The organism is Thermosynechococcus sp. (genome assembly GCF_046299635.1).
Taxonomy (GTDB): Bacteria; Cyanobacteriota; Cyanobacteriia; order Thermosynechococcales; family Thermosynechococcaceae; genus Thermosynechococcus.
Map to the genome: position 1 here is coordinate 17,094 of NZ_JBKBHV010000019.1, position 14,317 is coordinate 31,410.

General features: G+C 55.5%; 14 protein-coding genes and 1 tRNA gene. 9 read left to right on the top strand and 6 right to left on the bottom strand.

Going from position 1 to position 14,317, the window contains the following annotated elements:
* Nucleotides 1-54 precede the first annotated feature (54 nt).
* Genes ACK4IR_RS08755 through ACK4IR_RS08765 form a run of 3 tightly spaced genes read right to left on the bottom strand, consistent with a single transcriptional unit; the run spans nucleotide 55 to nucleotide 1,699 of the window.
* Complete coding sequence (locus ACK4IR_RS08755; protein WP_409873989.1) at nucleotides 55-447, bottom strand: hypothetical protein; 393 nt, start codon at nucleotides 445-447, stop codon at nucleotides 55-57.
* A gap of 28 nt (nucleotides 448-475) precedes the next feature.
* Nucleotides 476-1,285: a hypothetical protein gene (locus ACK4IR_RS08760; protein WP_409868667.1), complete on the bottom strand. Its 810-nt coding sequence runs from the start codon at nucleotides 1,283-1,285 to the stop codon at nucleotides 476-478.
* 30 nt (nucleotides 1,286-1,315) lie between these two features.
* A complete protein-coding gene (locus ACK4IR_RS08765) occupies nucleotides 1,316-1,699 on the bottom strand; it encodes a DUF4359 domain-containing protein (protein WP_409873990.1) in 384 nt (127 codons plus the stop codon).
* Between the two features lie 45 nt (nucleotides 1,700-1,744).
* On the opposite strand from ACK4IR_RS08765, the gene ACK4IR_RS08770 reads away from it, so the two are divergent.
* The 9 genes from ACK4IR_RS08770 (at nucleotide 1,745) to ACK4IR_RS08810 (ending at nucleotide 8,906) form a co-directional block, all read left to right on the top strand.
* A tRNA-His gene (locus tag ACK4IR_RS08770) sits at nucleotides 1,745-1,817 on the top strand.
* Nucleotides 1,818-1,849: 32 nt separating this feature from the next.
* Entirely contained in the window at nucleotides 1,850-3,445 is a 1,596-nt protein-coding gene (locus ACK4IR_RS08775; RefSeq protein ID WP_409873991.1) for an ABC transporter substrate-binding protein, read from the top strand.
* Nucleotides 3,442-4,215 carry a TlyA family RNA methyltransferase gene (locus ACK4IR_RS08780; RefSeq protein ID WP_409873992.1) on the top strand — a complete coding sequence of 258 codons (774 nt, stop codon included), beginning with the start codon at nucleotides 3,442-3,444 and terminating at the stop codon, nucleotides 4,213-4,215. Before ACK4IR_RS08775 ends, ACK4IR_RS08780 begins: the two co-directional genes overlap by 4 nt.
* Nucleotides 4,216-4,457: 242 nt before the next feature.
* On the top strand, nucleotides 4,458-4,631 hold the full coding sequence (locus ACK4IR_RS08785; protein ID WP_409873993.1) for a hypothetical protein: 174 nt from the start codon (nucleotides 4,458-4,460) through the stop codon (nucleotides 4,629-4,631).
* A 143-nt stretch (nucleotides 4,632-4,774) separates the two neighbouring features.
* On the top strand, nucleotides 4,775-5,368 hold the full coding sequence (locus tag ACK4IR_RS08790) for a peroxiredoxin (protein ID WP_409873994.1): 594 nt from the start codon (nucleotides 4,775-4,777) through the stop codon (nucleotides 5,366-5,368).
* 131 nt (nucleotides 5,369-5,499) lie between these two features.
* Nucleotides 5,500-6,798: a hypothetical protein gene (locus ACK4IR_RS08795; RefSeq protein ID WP_409873995.1), complete on the top strand. Its 1,299-nt coding sequence runs from the start codon at nucleotides 5,500-5,502 to the stop codon at nucleotides 6,796-6,798.
* A 3-nt stretch (nucleotides 6,799-6,801) separates the two neighbouring features.
* Complete coding sequence (locus ACK4IR_RS08800) at nucleotides 6,802-7,917, top strand: hypothetical protein (protein ID WP_409873996.1); 1,116 nt, start codon at nucleotides 6,802-6,804, stop codon at nucleotides 7,915-7,917.
* 66 nt (nucleotides 7,918-7,983) lie between these two features.
* Nucleotides 7,984-8,454, top strand: coding sequence for a thioredoxin-dependent thiol peroxidase (bcp, locus tag ACK4IR_RS08805; protein WP_409873997.1), 471 nt, complete (start codon nucleotides 7,984-7,986; stop codon nucleotides 8,452-8,454).
* Nucleotides 8,451-8,906, top strand: a complete 456-nt coding sequence (locus ACK4IR_RS08810) for an NUDIX domain-containing protein (protein WP_409873998.1) — start codon at nucleotides 8,451-8,453, stop codon at nucleotides 8,904-8,906. The genes bcp and ACK4IR_RS08810 overlap by 4 nt, the downstream gene beginning before the upstream one ends.
* Here the strand turns inward: ACK4IR_RS08810 and ACK4IR_RS08815 are convergent.
* From ACK4IR_RS08815 to ACK4IR_RS08825, 3 genes are read right to left on the bottom strand one after another with little or no spacing between them, the layout of a single operon-like run.
* The gene (locus tag ACK4IR_RS08815; RefSeq protein WP_409873999.1) at nucleotides 8,903-9,625 is read right to left on the bottom strand and encodes a precorrin-2 C(20)-methyltransferase; all 723 of its coding nucleotides are present in this window, start codon (nucleotides 9,623-9,625) and stop codon (nucleotides 8,903-8,905) included. The genes ACK4IR_RS08810 and ACK4IR_RS08815 overlap by 4 nt on opposite strands.
* Nucleotides 9,625-11,415, bottom strand: coding sequence for a ferrous iron transport protein B (gene feoB, locus ACK4IR_RS08820; RefSeq protein ID WP_409874000.1), 1,791 nt, complete (start codon nucleotides 11,413-11,415; stop codon nucleotides 9,625-9,627). Before feoB ends, ACK4IR_RS08815 begins: the two co-directional genes overlap by 1 nt.
* On the bottom strand, nucleotides 11,412-14,300 hold the full coding sequence (locus ACK4IR_RS08825; protein ID WP_409874001.1) for a GAF domain-containing protein: 2,889 nt from the start codon (nucleotides 14,298-14,300) through the stop codon (nucleotides 11,412-11,414). Before ACK4IR_RS08825 ends, feoB begins: the two co-directional genes overlap by 4 nt.
* Nucleotides 14,301-14,317: the final 17 nt, after the last annotated feature.

Here is a 14,317-nt window from a genome sequence, read left to right on the forward strand (position 1 = left end):
TCTTGGCACAGCCCTTCCCTGCTCCACCATGACGATGTCCCCTTGATGCAGTGGCTATTCGGCGGTAAAGACGGCGTACAGCACAGGAGAGAGGAAAACCACCCCTGCACCCCCAGAAATCGCAAAAGACGAGATAAAACGACTCCTTCCCGTCACGGCAGGATCAATGAATAGGCTGATAACGAGGCTCAGTAGGAAACAGCCCATGCTTCCTAGGATTGGAAAGAGCGCGGTCATGATCGCCGCCTGTTTGGTATCGGCATCTTGGATAAAGCTAATCCTAAAAAGGAGTAGCGCAGTGATCAGTAGCCAAGGCAGGATGGCTCCCAAGGGTACAGCCCAATAGTTCCAGAGGGAGATTCGCCGCCAATGGGCAATCAAGGTTAACCCTAGCGCCCCAAGGAGGAGGAGGAATAGTAGCAACAGGAGTGAACGATTAGAGGCCATAAAAATACTCCCTGTACGACTATGAGTTTCAGGAAACGGGTGCGATCGCACTCGAGTTAACAGCCACAACAATGGCAGTATTGAGTAACTGATAGAGGGCATCCGATAGGGTTTCGTATTCCGTTTGGCTGTCACCGCTAAAGGTGAGATCATTCCACGACCCCATACCGCCAAAGACCCAAGCCACCTCTGCGGCACTCAAGAGTTGTTGGCAAATCTCGGCTAAGCGACTCACTGGCCAAGGTGTTTCCTCCTCAGTGAGTAAACTAGGGCTGTTGAGCATTTGTCGGGCAAGGTCAAAGGTGCGGGCAAAGGTCTCTTGGTCATGGTTGGTAGCAAACTCAATCATCTGGTCTAGGTGGGTGAGTAACTCTGCGCGGATGGTTGCTGGGGGAATGGCTCTCATCGGCGAAGCTAAGCGGGGATGATTGCAAAGAATACGCCCATAGGCCACTTCCCAATGTTGGTTGCGTTCGCTCCAGCGCCAGCGGCTGCGCCAATAATCACACCCCGTTGACTTCACCGCCTCAACCAACCAGTGGCCACCGCCGCCGGGAAAGACAACTGATAGGCGGTCGGGAATTTCGGGATTTTGGGAGGCTTCGTAGAATAACTGCAAGGCTCCAGCACCCTCCCCCCACAGGCGTTTCAACCAAGTCATAGGGTCAGGGGCATAGGGAATTTCGCGCCATGAGTGGTCTTTTTTTTGCAGATCCAGAAATGTCACGGGCTGGGAGAACTCAAACTCCTCTCTTGAGCATTCATTGGCCGCAATTGCCCCTAGGACAGCATTTCCCCAAAGAACTAGGTCAATATCTTGGGCGATGGAGTTTTGCATTTTGCACCTACCACTAGAGGAAAGGAGGTTCTATAGCGTTAGCGGAATAATTTGACCAAAGAGGCCGAGGCTCCAAACGGTTTGGATCGGCAGTTCGGTGACAAAGAGGGTGGCCACGCCAAGGTTATAGGCTTGGGTGTTGTAGGCAATGTAACGCTCAATCTCTTCTGCTGGGCGGGATTCCAGTTGATCGCAGATCTCCAAAGCCACCATGGCGATCGCGCTGTCGCGATTGATGATCTCTGGACACACTTGAGTCAAAAGGAAGGTGTTCATTTCCGCTGCGGCATGGCGTTGATAGTCCGCAGGGGTGGGATTGGTGAGACAGGCTGTAATCATCCCTAGGAGAAAGAAGGCGCCGCCGCCCCACCAGAGAGGGCGTGCCACAATTTGGGAAACAAGGGGCACTTTCATGGGAAAGTCTCTATGCTATACTAGAAGACTAGCTCAGGAAAGATGGCGAGCGTAGCCAAGTGGTTAAGGCAGTGGATTGTGGTTCCACCATTCGTGGGTTCGAGTCCCATCGCTCGCCCTTTATTCTAGTGGATGATGTACCGAGCGGGTGTGTCCGTGGCACGACAGCGACTGTGGAGATGTCTTGTCCTGTTGTTGAGTCTGTGGCTGGTTGCCTGTGGCGCTGAGGGGCTTCGCCAAGGGGATCACAGTATTGTCATTGGTACGACGGCTCGCCTGCGCACCCTCGATCCTGCGGATGCCTACGAAACGCTGGCGGGACTGCTGCTGTTTAATTTGGGCGATCGCCTCTATACCTACGCAGGCAAAGAGCTTGTTCCCCAACTGGCCACAGCCCTACCTGAAGTGAGCAAGGATGGCCTCACCTACCGTATTCCCTTGCGGCGCGGGGTTCGCTTCCACGATGGCACGCCCTTTAATGCCGCAGCCATGGCCTTTTCCCTTGAGCGGTTTATGAATAGCGGCGGCCAACCCGCTTCGCTGTTGGCGGGACGCGTGCAGGAAATTAGGGCAATCGGCGAAGATTTGCTGGAAATTCGCCTCAAGGAACCCTTTGTGGCTTTCCCCCACTTGTTGGCCTTTAGTGGTCTGTGTGCCGTTTCCCCCACGGCTTACCGAGCAGCCGGCGATCGCTTTTTGCCAACGCAGTTTGTGGGCACAGGCCCCTACCGTCTAGCGGCCTCCAGTACGGATGGGGTGCGCCTTGAACCCTTTGCCGATTATTGGGGCGCCAAACCTCGAAATGCCGGCATTCGTTTGCAAATTTTCTCCAGCAGTGCCAATCTCTACAATGCTTTTCGCACGGGGGCTGTGGATGTGGCGATCGGTGCGCTGGATCCCAATCAAATGCGTGCCCTCAAGGCTCAAGCGGCAGCAAAGAACTGGCAGGTGATTACGGGGGCAGGCAACGCGGTAACCCTCCTAAGCATTAATCTGCGCCAACCCCCTTGGGATCAATTGGCGGCGCGGCAGGTTTTGGCGGCCAGTGTCAATCGCCGGCGCCTCACGGAACGGGTCTTTTTGGGGGAGGCAGAACCTCTGTACTCGCTGGTGCCGAGTTTATTTCCTGTGAGTGACCCCGTTTTTCGCGATCGCTATGGGGATGGGGATACTGCTCAAATTGAACACTGGTTGAAGAACACCGCCATTTCACCCCAGCAGCCTTTGGTGGTCAACCTGTGGTACCGCGCCAATGTTCCCAGTAATGTCTTGGCGGCAACGGTTCTTAAGGCTTCATTGGAACGAGATTTGGGCGATCGCGTTCAGGTGCAATTAGACAGTGCCGATTCGGCGACCATCTACCGCAATCTAGAAAAGGGAGCCTATCCCTTGGTGTTGCTCGACTGGTATGGTGATTTTTACGATGCCGATAACTACCTTGAACCCTTTCTGAGTTGCGATCGCGGTTCGGAGGAAACAGGCTGTGAAAGCGGTGCCAGTGCGGCGTGGGGTTCTTTTTTCTACAGTCCTAAGGCCAACCAGCTGATTGTGGCCAGCCGTCGTGAGGCCAATCCCCAACGCCGCGGGGCGCTCTTGCGTCAGCTTCAGGAACTCAATGCCGAGGCCGTGGCCTTTTTGCCCCTCTGGCAGAGTAAAACCACTCTCTTTGCCCAACCTCAGTTGCGGGGGGTAGCTCTTGATGTCAACCAGCTCTTTGCCTTTGCCCCCCTTCAGAAAGATCAATGAGTCCCCGTAAGCAACGCTTGGATAGTCTTCTTGTGGCGCGGCACCTGTGTGAGAGCCGCCAACAGGCACAACGTTGGATTCGCGCTGGTCAAGTCCAAGTGAACCACGTCCCTATTGATAAGCCGGGTACGCTGGTGGCGGTGGATGCCACAGTTCAGGTGAAGGCAAAATCTGCCTATGTTTCCCGTGGGGGTGAAAAACTTGCCCATGCCCTACAGGTCTTTCCTGTGGGGGTGCGCGATCGCGTCTGTTTAGATGGTGGGATTTCCACGGGGGGCTTTACCGACTGTCTGCTGCAAGTGGGTGCCAAGCTGGTCTATGGCATTGATGTTGGCTATGGGCAGGTGGACTGGAAGCTGCGCCAAGACCCGCGCGTCATTTTGCGGGAACGGACCAACCTGCGCTATCTTACACCGGCTGATCTGTACACCGAGGCTGCCCCTCGTCCTGATCTGGGGGTGGTGGATGTCTCTTTCATTTCGCTGACTAAAGTTTTACCCGCCCTCTGGGAATTGCTGCTGCCGCCGCGAGAGCTGATTGCCTTGATTAAACCGCAGTTTGAAGTGGGGCGCGATCGCCTAGGCAAACATGGGGTTGTGCGCGATGCCAAGGCGCGTCAAGAAGCGGTGGATCAGGTAATTGCAGCCGCCGAGGCATTAGGTTGGCAGTGCCATGGGGTGACCCCCTCGCCGATTTTAGGGCCGGCGGGCAATCAGGAATTCCTTGCCTACTTTTCCTGTGGGGCTGTGGAGCATCCTGCCCAAGAATAAGGGAGGGGTATTCTCCTTCTGAAAGGCCACAAGTGGCACCGTTTCTCCCCCCTTTGGTAAAAAACGGCATTTTTGTCCCCTTTTCAATTAGGTTTTCTACGGCATTCTGGGCTTGGGCTGGAACTGCGGTGCTTACTTGAGCGAAGTCCTTCGCAGTGGCCTAAAGACGAACGGCAGCCAGCCTCGGCTTAGGGCTGTCGGCACGGCAAACCCGATGGCGGATTATTCTGCCCCCAGCCATTTTGACTAGCTTGCCCCCCTTTACCAACAACGTCATTGCCCTGATGCAGAACCGCGCCCTCTTGGCGGTGATTGGCGTGCCCGAACTGCAACCCAGAACCGGTACCTTTGCCAGTCCGATTACGGGTTCGCAGCGCAAGCTCGTTGTCTATGTTCTCTGTTTTCCTCTGGCTTGACTCTTACGTTTTCTTGAGCAGCGGTAGCAAGGATCGGCTATTTCATAATCAAAACCGTTATGAGTATGATATAGTAGGTGTAGCTGTTAAAAAATGTGAACAGCCCTATTCAACCTGTCGTAGTTAGGAGGACGAGGTTTCTTATGTCTAACTGTCTGCGCGTGGGCCAGCCCGCCCCGGATTTTGAAGCGGTTGCCGTTTATGACCAAGAGTTCAAAACCGTCAAGCTCTCGGACTATCGGGGGAAGTACGTTGTTCTGTTCTTCTACCCTCTGGACTTTACGTTTGTCTGCCCCACGGAAATTGTCGCCTTTAGCGATCGCTACGACGAATTTGCCAAACTGAACACCGAAATCCTGGGCGTGTCTGTGGATAGCCAGTTCTCCCACTTGGCTTGGACGCAAACCGATCGCAAAGCTGGCGGTGTCGGCGATCTCAAATATCCCTTGGTATCTGACCTGAAAAAAGAAATCAGCACTGCCTACAACGTGTTGACCGAAGAAGGGGTGGCGCTGCGGGGGCTTTTCATCATTGACAAAGAAGGGATTATCCAACACGCGACAATCAATAACTTGGCCTTTGGCCGCAATGTGGATGAGACGCTGCGAGTGCTACAAGCGATTCAATACGTCCAAACTCACCCCGACGAAGTCTGTCCTGCCGGCTGGAAACCCGGCGACAAAACGATGAACCCCGATCCCGTCAAATCCAAAGTCTATTTTGAAGCGGTAGGCTAATTGCCCCTCTGTCTCAAACCGATTCGTGCAGCCGAACCTGCCCATGGGGTGGGTTCTTTTTTGTCTCGCCAAGACCTGTGGGAAAGCGTTAGGGTGAAACAGGAGGCCTTTTGCCAAATAGGGAGGCAAACATGATGGTGGATCGCCGCCTAATGCAAGCTGTGGAAACGCTGGGGTACCGAGTGACCGCAGGGGATGTGGCAGGCACGATGGGATTGCCGCTGCACACGGCCGAAAAGGGATTAATGGCCTTGGCTGCCGATGTCGGGGGAACGCTGCAAGTGGCCGAAGGCGGCGAGATTGTCTACGTCTTCCCAAGAAATTTTCGCAGTATCCTGCAAGCCAAGTATTGGCAACTACGACTGCGGGCGGTAGCGCAGCGGTTTTGGGGGGTTATTTTCTATCTGATTCGCATTTCCTTTGGCATTTTTCTCATTGTTTCCATTGTCCTGATTTTTCTGGCGATCGCCCTTATTTTGATTGCTCTTTCCAGTCAAGGGCGAGACGGTGACGATCGCGCTCAAGATAGCTCTTGGGGTGGGGGTGGCATCAATTTTTGGGTCTTTCCTGACGTTTGGTATTTCTTTGGTGATCCCTCCCCGCGGCGATCGCAACCCCCTGGGCGGGACGAGGGCGAGGAAATGAACTTCTTTGAGGGGGTTTATTCCTTCCTCTTTGGCGATGGCAATCCCAATGCCGACCTAGAAGAACGTCGTTGGCAACTCATTGGCCAAGTGATCCGCAACAACGGCGGAGCGGTTACGGCAGAACAGATTGCCCCCTACCTTGACTTAGAAACCGATGCGGGGGATGACGAGTGGTATATGCTACCCGTACTCACCCACTTTAATGGTCGCCCCGAAGTCACCGATACTGGGCAGATTATCTATCGCTTTCCTGAGTTACAAACGACGGCTCAAGCTCCCAAGGGTCAACGGCAAACGCTTCCCCCCATCTTGGAAGAGCACCTCTGGCGCTTTAGTCGGGCACCCGCTTGGCAAATTATGGTGGCCATTGGCTTGGGTTGCGTCAATCTCATTGGTGCCTTGATGCTGGGTTACCTGTTGGGAGATGGGGCGATCGCCCAAGAACTGGGGGGACTGGTGGCCTTTGTGGCCTCCATCTTTTGGGTTTTGCTTGGCTATGGCATTGGCTTTTTGGGCATTCCCTTGGGGCGGTACTACTGGTTGCTGTGGCAAAATCAACGTATTCGGGATCGCAATGCCCGCCGCTACCACTACGCCAATCGTTTGGCCAATCCCACACCGCAGTTGCGTACCAAATTACGGGCGGCTCAAGCCTATGCCCAGCAGCGGCAAATCCGTGAACAGGATGTCATTTATCGCTCCGATCAGGATTTAGTGGAGCAGGAACTTGCCCAATCGGAAGCTGTGGATCGCGAGTGGTTACGCCGCCTCGAATCGGAGTAGATCATGACCCGCCCTGCCCGACGCCTAGCAGCTGCTACAGGGGATCTCGAGGCCATTCAAGCCCTCCTAGAAGCGGCACTTGCCCCCAAGGGGATAGGCGTCACAGTGAGTCAGCGGCGCGAATCGCTCCTAGTGAGCCTCTGGTGTCCGACGGCAGTTCCTGCTGCGATTGTGCTCACGCTCCTTGCTCGCGAACTCATTCACTGGCCCGGCTACGCCCACAGAAACTTCCTGATTACGGCCTACCAAGACAGCAAGGCACTCTGGGAAGGGGTGCTTGATCTCAGGAGTCGCCATGAGCTGCAACGCCTTGCCAAGGGTGAACATCTGCGCCAAAGCCTCTCCATCCCCCCCAAGGAAGAGTTTGGTATTTCCGTCCAACCCCTCAACACCCAAAATTGGCAGGCGATCGCGGCAGGGTTAGGTCTGTCACTCCTTCTCCTTGCCTCAGAGCAGGTGACGTTTTTGCTTAGTCCGCTGATTACCCTTGTGCATGAGATGGGTCATGCGGTGACGGCGTGGTTTTTTGGTTATCCAGCGATTTCTGCCTTTGATTTTCGCTACGGTGGCGGGGTCACCCTCCATGGCGATCGCGCAGGGGTCATTGTGCTGCTCATTTATACGGGATTGCTGGCCTTGGCCTATTTCTACCGTCGCCGTCGGCTTACCCTTACTTGCCTTGGAGTCTTTACGCTGCTTTATACCCTTGTGGCCTTTAGTCCCGTTCATGAAATGCTCTTTGTAGCCATGGGGCATGGCTTTGAACTCATTGTTGCCGTGATTTTTCTCTACCGTGCCCTCAGTGGTTGGGGGTGCCGCTACCCGATTGAAGGTCCCCTCTACGGTATGGTGGGGTTTTTCATTGTGTTTTTTAATATGCGCTTGGCGTGGCAGTTACAGTTTAATCCCGTGTTTCGGGAGAGGTACCTGATGGGCAAAGGGGGCATTGATCACGATTTTGTGCGTCTAGCTCGCGATTTTTTCCATACCGACTTAGCCACGGTGGTCGGCCTCTACGGCTTTTTTGTGGTGCTGACCCCGGCGATCGCCCTCCTAGTCTATCGTTATCGCCGGCTCATGGTGTCTCTGTTTGCCCGCCTTTTTATTGTTGAGGGCTAAAGCCACCGCAGCAGGAGCCAAACTGGGAGAAGATAGAAATGGCAAAACCTTGGGAATGGCTTAGAAATGTCCCTTACCGTTGGGGCGATCGCCCCCCCTTTTGAACTACCAGACGCCACGGGTCAGCCTGTGCGCTTGAGCGACTTTCAGGGGCGGTGGGTGATTCTCTACTTTTATCCCCGCGATAATACCCCCGGCTGTACCAAAGAAGCCTGTGCCTACCGCGATGTCAGTGCGAGGTTAGAGGAGCGCAACGTCGTGATCCTAGGCATCAGCCCCGATAGTGTCGCTTCCCATGCCAAATTTCAGCAAAAGGTCAACTTACCCTTTCGTCTGCTGGCAGATGAGGACACCAGCGTCGCCCAAGCCTACGGTAGCTATGGCCCCAAAAAGTTCATGGGTCGGGAGTCCCTCGGTGTTTATCGGGATACGTTTCTTATTGATCCGATGGGCAAAATTGCGGCCATTTATCGGCGCGTCAAACCCGATGCCCATGTGGCACAGGTGCTAGCAGATCTGGAGCGGCTACAAGCGTGAACGGGTTTTGGCGAGTCGTCCGTTTTTTCCTAAGGCGCGTCTGGCGGCATCCCTTTGTGGCGGTGTCGGTGATTGCCCTGACGGCGGGCGATCGCTTGATTTTGATCCAACGTCGCGATACCGGCCAATGGTCACTGCCGGGGGGCATGATGGACTGGGGCGAAACCATTCTCGAAACGGGAGCGCGCGAACTGGCAGAAGAAACAGGATTGCATCTCAAGCAGTTTGAGGGCTTGGTGGGAGTTTACTCTGACCCGCAGCGAGATCCCCGCATCCATGCCGTATGTATTGCGATCGCCGCCCGCGTTGTCGGTGAGCCACAGGTCTTAGATGCCAAGGAAGTGCGGGCAGTACAGTCCTTTCCCCTCAATGACCTTCCCTTGGCCCATCTTGCCCACGACCATGCCCGCCAGTTGCAGGACTATTTAAGTGGGCATCTCGGCTTAACCTAAACGGGATTGAACCGCAGACGCCGCTTCCAAACAATGAGCAGCGAAAAGTAGGGCAAGGTTAACTCGGGATAGTTCGTAAGGGGGGTGTAGATTTGCTGTTGCGGCGTTGTTGCCCAGCTCACCACTGCCGCCTGTGCCAAAAGATGGTGTTCCTTGAGCCACTGCCAGACTTGACCATAGACCGATCGCACCTTCATTAAAACCACCACTTCCGCCCATACCCACACCTGGGCTAACTCGTCCACATGGTACATCGCCGGCAAAATCGCCAGGCGATCGCTCCCCACGGTCAGGGGCACTCCTAAACTGGCCGCTGCGGCCAAGGGCGAGCAAACTCCCGGAATCACTTCAATCGCCATATGGGGGTCAAGGGCCCGGACGGCTGCCGCCAGATAGGAAAACGTACTGTAGAAACTAACATCCCCTTCGCAGACAAAGACCACATCCATGCCCTGGGCGAGGTATGCATAGACTTGCTCTGCCGCCTTGTGCCATGCCCGCTTTAAGACCTCTTCTTCCAAGACATAGGGGAATTCAAGGGGAAGATAAATGGGCTGGGGGTCTTTGTAGGGGGAAATAATCTCCTCGGCAATGCCACGCCGCCCCTGTCGTCCCGCCGGAAAGGCAATCACCCTTGCTTGCTGGAGGCGTCGCCAACCCTTGAGGGTAATGAGTTCGGGATCGCCGGGGCCGACGCCGATGCCGCAAAGGGTGGCCATTAGCCCCATCCCCACCAGTGCCCCAGTTGATAGACACTACCACTCACCACCCATGCCGTCACCAAGGCATAGAGGGTAGCAAAAATCGTAAACTGCCCGCGTTTTGATTCACTCCAGAGGGTAGCCAAGGTGCTGAGGCAAGGGGTGTACAGGAGCGTAAAGAGCATAAAGCTGTAGGCTTGCAAGGGCGTCAAGTCTTGGGCGATCGCCTCCTGTAATGCGGTACCCGAAAGGTGATAGATCACCGCCAATGCACCAATGACAACTTCCTTGGCCACAAAGCCAACAATGAGGGCAATGGTCAGTGTCGGTGGAATTCCCACGGGTGCCAAAAGCGGCTGGAGTGCTATCCCCAATTGACCTGCCCACGTCTGTGGACTGGACGGTGTTGCATTCAGAGGCAAATGGGTCAAGGCCCACACCACCAGAACCCCAATCAAAATGAAACCCGTGGCTCGCGAGAGAAAATGGCGCACCTCGCCCCACGCCCGCAGAAACACCTGTCGCCCTGTTGGCCAGCGGTAGGGAGGTAACTCTAGCAAAAAGGGATCGGTGTTGGGGAAATAGCCCTGAAAACAGAGCGCCGTGAGCAAAGCCGCCAGAATACTCCAGCCATAGAGGGAGACAAGGACGGCTGCCCCCCACTGCGGCGGAAACAAACAGGCAATGAGAAACACAAACACCTGTAGCCGCGCCGAGCACAGGGAAAAGGGAATAATCAGCATCGTCAGCAGCCGCAGCTCCGGCGAGCGAATAATGCGGGTGGCCATCAGGGCAGGGACATTGCAGCCAAAGCCCATCAAGCTGAGGACAAAACTGCGGCCATCTAGCCCCAAGCGTGCCATTAGGCCATCCATGAGGTAGGCGGCACGGGCAAGGTAACCACTGTCCTCAACAATTGCCATCACAATAAAGAAAACAGTTACCAAAGGCACAAAGGCTGCCACGGTGGTTATGCCGCCATAGAGACCCTCAATGAGCAAACTGCTGAGCAAGGGGGGCAGCCCGGCAAGGAGTGGCTCCAGCACCTGTGCCTGAAAAGCTTCAAAGGTCTCACTGAGCCAACCTTGCACCCCCAGACCCAGCACCCACACCACCTGAAAGACAAGGTATAACCCCGCCAAAAAGAGGGGCAGTCCCCACAGGGGGTGCAGTAACCAGTGATCCAACTGTTCGGTTAGTCGGCGAACGGCGCGACGGGGGAAAGTAACGGTGCCTTCAAGTAGAGGGGCGATCGCCTGCGGATCAATCTCCGGCAATGTGGGATTGAAAAGGGGAGTGGGGGGAATCGGTGCCTCCTTGAGGGCATGGCAAATGGTTTCATAGGCCTGCCAATAGCCGCCACCGTACTTGGCACTAAGAGCCACCACCGGCACCCCTAGGCGATCGCTCAATGTCTCACTATCAATCTGAATCCCCAGTTGCCGAGCTTCATCGGCCATATTCAGGAGCACCACCATCGGTAGCCCCCAAGCCTTGACCTGAAGCGCCAAGCGCAATTGATGCTGAATCTGACTGGCATTAAGAATTACCAACACCAGCCGCACCGGCACCTGGCGGAAAAACTCACGCACAAGGGTTTCATCGGCAGCCGTCCCCGCCAGATCGTAGATGCCCGGCAAATCCACCACCTTGACCGGCTCACCGTTGAGGGAGATCTCAGCTTCTAGCAAGTCCACCGTCATCCCCGGCCAGTTGCCCACATGGGCACGGGCGACGGCAATGCGATTAAAGAAGGTGGATTTACCGGTGTTGGGGAGGCCGAGAAGGGCGATTGTGCTCGGGGTCATTGGCGGGGTTGGGTAGTGTGGAGTTCAAAGGTACCCGTATCGCTATTATTCAGGGGAATCAGCAGGCGACTGAGAAAGCGGCCGTCTTCTAATTTATACATATCGAGGTTGTAGCCTAGGCGTTGACACAGGTTAAAGCAGACTTTGAGGTGTCGTCCGGGGGGCTGATCGAGACTGGAGGGGGCAAGCCAGTCGAGATGTTCGAGTTGACGCAGGTTAATGAGTAACTGTGGCTCCACTTCCCCATTGTCAGTAATGGAGAGTTCCAGCCAAGATAGCATTTTGCCCCCTTGACCCATGCTTTCGATTTGTTGGCACCAAATGTCAATGCGGCCTTGGGAGGGCGATCGCTGGCAGGCAAAGAGAAGCAATTCGTAGAGGATTAACTCCAGCTTGCTAATGTCGCCATTGAGGGTGAGTACAGGTTGGTTGTGGACTTGAATCCACAGTTGTTTGCGCTGCTTCCAATTTTCGATGCGATCCATCACTCGCTTAAGGAGTACCGCTAAACCCGCTGTGTCGGTGACTTTGTCTAGTTGCCACACCTCATAGCTCAAGAGGGGATGCAGGGATTCCAACTGGGTTTGCAGGAGTGTGCCCAACCGCCGCAGCAGGGGATCCGCCTCAGGGTGCTGCTGAAGCCATTGCGTCAACTGATTGCACAGACCTGCGAGTTGACTATAGGCCTGCTCAAGGCGACGGTGTTTGTACCAGTTAAGGGTTTCGAGGGTTTGCCAACCTTGGGTGAGCCTCTGAATGAGGGCGGTGCTGCGATGTGCCCAAGCCAAATGGTTCACAAGGGTAACGAAGGCCTCTAGGTGCAAGGTTGACCAGCGGCGATCGCAGCGATCGGCCACAATCAGAACGCCTGAAGGTTCATATTCGGGATCGGTGCGCAGGGCGATCGCCAAAATTTGACCAATGTCCGGCCCTGACAGCCATTCCCGCGTCTGCGGATCCAGTTCTGCTGCCGTGGTTTGAATCAACCAAGCGTAGGGATTGCTGGTGACATCGGCTTGGGAAGTCATCAGGGCACTGTGGATCAGCGGATCCTCATAAATGGCAATCTCGGCCTCGTTACGAATGGCAAATTTGGGATGGCCAGGGGGGGGTGCCACAATTGAACCCATGGTTTGACCGGGGCGCCAAGTCACTAGAGCGACAAGAGGCACCTGCATCAAATTCATAAGCTGCTGCAAGCCCGTCAGTTCAATGCGCTCTAGGTTTTGGGTGCGCTGCAGCGCCGTCAGACCCGCCAGCATCGCCGATCGCACCTGCTCCTGCTGCGTATTGGTGTTTTGCAGTTGCCACTGATGGCTAATCAAGCCAAGGGTGCGGGCCACCTCCTGCACGAGGGTTTGCTGGCTTTTGCCCCAAGCTGTGGGTTCAGTGCGCCCCACCAACAGCACTGCCTCTAGAGAATGGCCGGGGGTCGTGGTTGCCACCAGAAGAGATTGGAGATTCAGTTTGCCGAGAACCTCTTTCCAAGAGTGCAAGCGCAGTTCATGGCGGTAATCTTCAAGGGCAATGGCGGTTGTGGCCGTTTCCAGAAGCTGCCAATCCATTTTTTGCAGAGGTGGGAAGGGTGGATGGCGATCGCGCCCCCGAGGGGTCGGATACTGCAACAGGACATCAAAGGCTTGGGTCAGCGAGTTATAGGTCAGCAAAAAGACCCACTGTGCCCCCAAATTCGCCGCTAACGTTTCGCCTGCATGGTGGAGCACCCGCTTCCAGTCCTGCTCATCACAGATAGCCTGAGCCAGCTCACTCACCAAGCTTTGGGCATGCTGGGTCTGGGCCAAGAGGTGTTCTAGGCGTTCGGTGGGGGCGGCCAAGGCCAATAGCTCTGCGGTGACTTGGAGGAGTTTCCTCTCGTGGTCATTCCAAGGGTAAGGCTCATTGCGCTCTAGGGTGAGAAAGCCGACAAGCTCCGTCTCCACCAGAATCGGGGTCGCCACAAGGGCGCGGCAATTGAGCATTTGCATCAACCGCAGGGGCGCGGTGGCACTGACCACACTTTGACTATCGCTGACACTCACGGTTTGGCCACTGGCAAGGGCAGGATAACAACCCCCTAACTCCTGCTGGCTAATCGCCAAGGGCTGCCGCTGGCTCTCACGGCTCTGGGGTTTGCCGACGGTGTAGCTGCGCCGCCGATAGAGGGGCTGCTCTAAATCTCGCCAAAAGAGGCTCGTACGTTGAGGTTGACAGAATCGGTGCAAGGCCAGCAACAGGGCGTCAATGCGTTGACCCAAGCTAGGGGCACGGCTGGCCTCTTGGAGGAGATGGCGCACGGGGTCATCACCGGTAATTGTAGGAGCAGTCGTTTGCTTTGCTTCTGGTGCCGCTTTTGCTGCTTGCGTCGCCGTCAGGCGCTCCAGTTCTGCACCCAGGGCACTTACCAAGAGGCTCATGTGGGCTAAATCATCTCCCCGCAGCGTATCGCCCCATGTGGTCGAACCAACCATCAGCAGGCCAAGGGGTTGACGATGGCGGACAATCGGATAGATGGCGGTGCCTTGAATGCCCAGGCGGGTAGCGGTTTCTCGTAACTCTCCTAGACGGGGTTCCTCCTTAAAGCTAGGCAAACTAATGGGCTTGCGGTTCATCAACACCTGATCCAGCAGGCTACCGGCGGCAAGGGGAATTTTCTGCTTGAGAAAGGGGTGATCTCCGCTGGGGGTGGTTCCCCCTTGGCCAATGAGTTGTTTGGCGGCTTCGCTGTACAGTCCCAACCAGACAAAGGACATGCCGAGGGTTTCTTGGGCAAAATTCACTAGGGGAGCGACGAGTCCACCAATTTGCTCTTGCTGTTGTAACTGTTTGATGGTGTTGACCAGTGCCGCTAAAGCAGGGCTGACCTTTGAGGATTTGGCAGAGGTCATAGGGGCGATCGCAACCG

Coding starts and splice junctions, on each gene's coding strand:
- ACK4IR_RS08815 (WP_409873999.1), bottom strand. CDS start 9,625: ATGGCCACCCTTTGCGGCATCGGCGTCGGCCCCGGCGATCCCGAACTC.
- ACK4IR_RS08825 (WP_409874001.1), bottom strand. CDS start 14,300: ATGACCTCTGCCAAATCCTCAAAGGTCAGCCCTGCTTTAGCGGCACTG.
- ACK4IR_RS08780 (WP_409873992.1), top strand. CDS start 3,442: ATGAGTCCCCGTAAGCAACGCTTGGATAGTCTTCTTGTGGCGCGGCAC.
- feoB (WP_409874000.1), bottom strand. CDS start 11,415: ATGACCCCGAGCACAATCGCCCTTCTCGGCCTCCCCAACACCGGTAAA.
- ACK4IR_RS08755 (WP_409873989.1), bottom strand. CDS start 447: ATGGCCTCTAATCGTTCACTCCTGTTGCTACTATTCCTCCTCCTCCTT.
- ACK4IR_RS08790 (WP_409873994.1), top strand. CDS start 4,775: ATGTCTAACTGTCTGCGCGTGGGCCAGCCCGCCCCGGATTTTGAAGCG.
- ACK4IR_RS08760 (WP_409868667.1), bottom strand. CDS start 1,285: ATGCAAAACTCCATCGCCCAAGATATTGACCTAGTTCTTTGGGGAAAT.
- bcp (WP_409873997.1), top strand. CDS start 7,984: ATGTCCCTTACCGTTGGGGCGATCGCCCCCCCTTTTGAACTACCAGAC.
- ACK4IR_RS08800 (WP_409873996.1), top strand. CDS start 6,802: ATGACCCGCCCTGCCCGACGCCTAGCAGCTGCTACAGGGGATCTCGAG.
- ACK4IR_RS08795 (WP_409873995.1), top strand. CDS start 5,500: ATGATGGTGGATCGCCGCCTAATGCAAGCTGTGGAAACGCTGGGGTAC.
- ACK4IR_RS08765 (WP_409873990.1), bottom strand. CDS start 1,699: ATGAAAGTGCCCCTTGTTTCCCAAATTGTGGCACGCCCTCTCTGGTGG.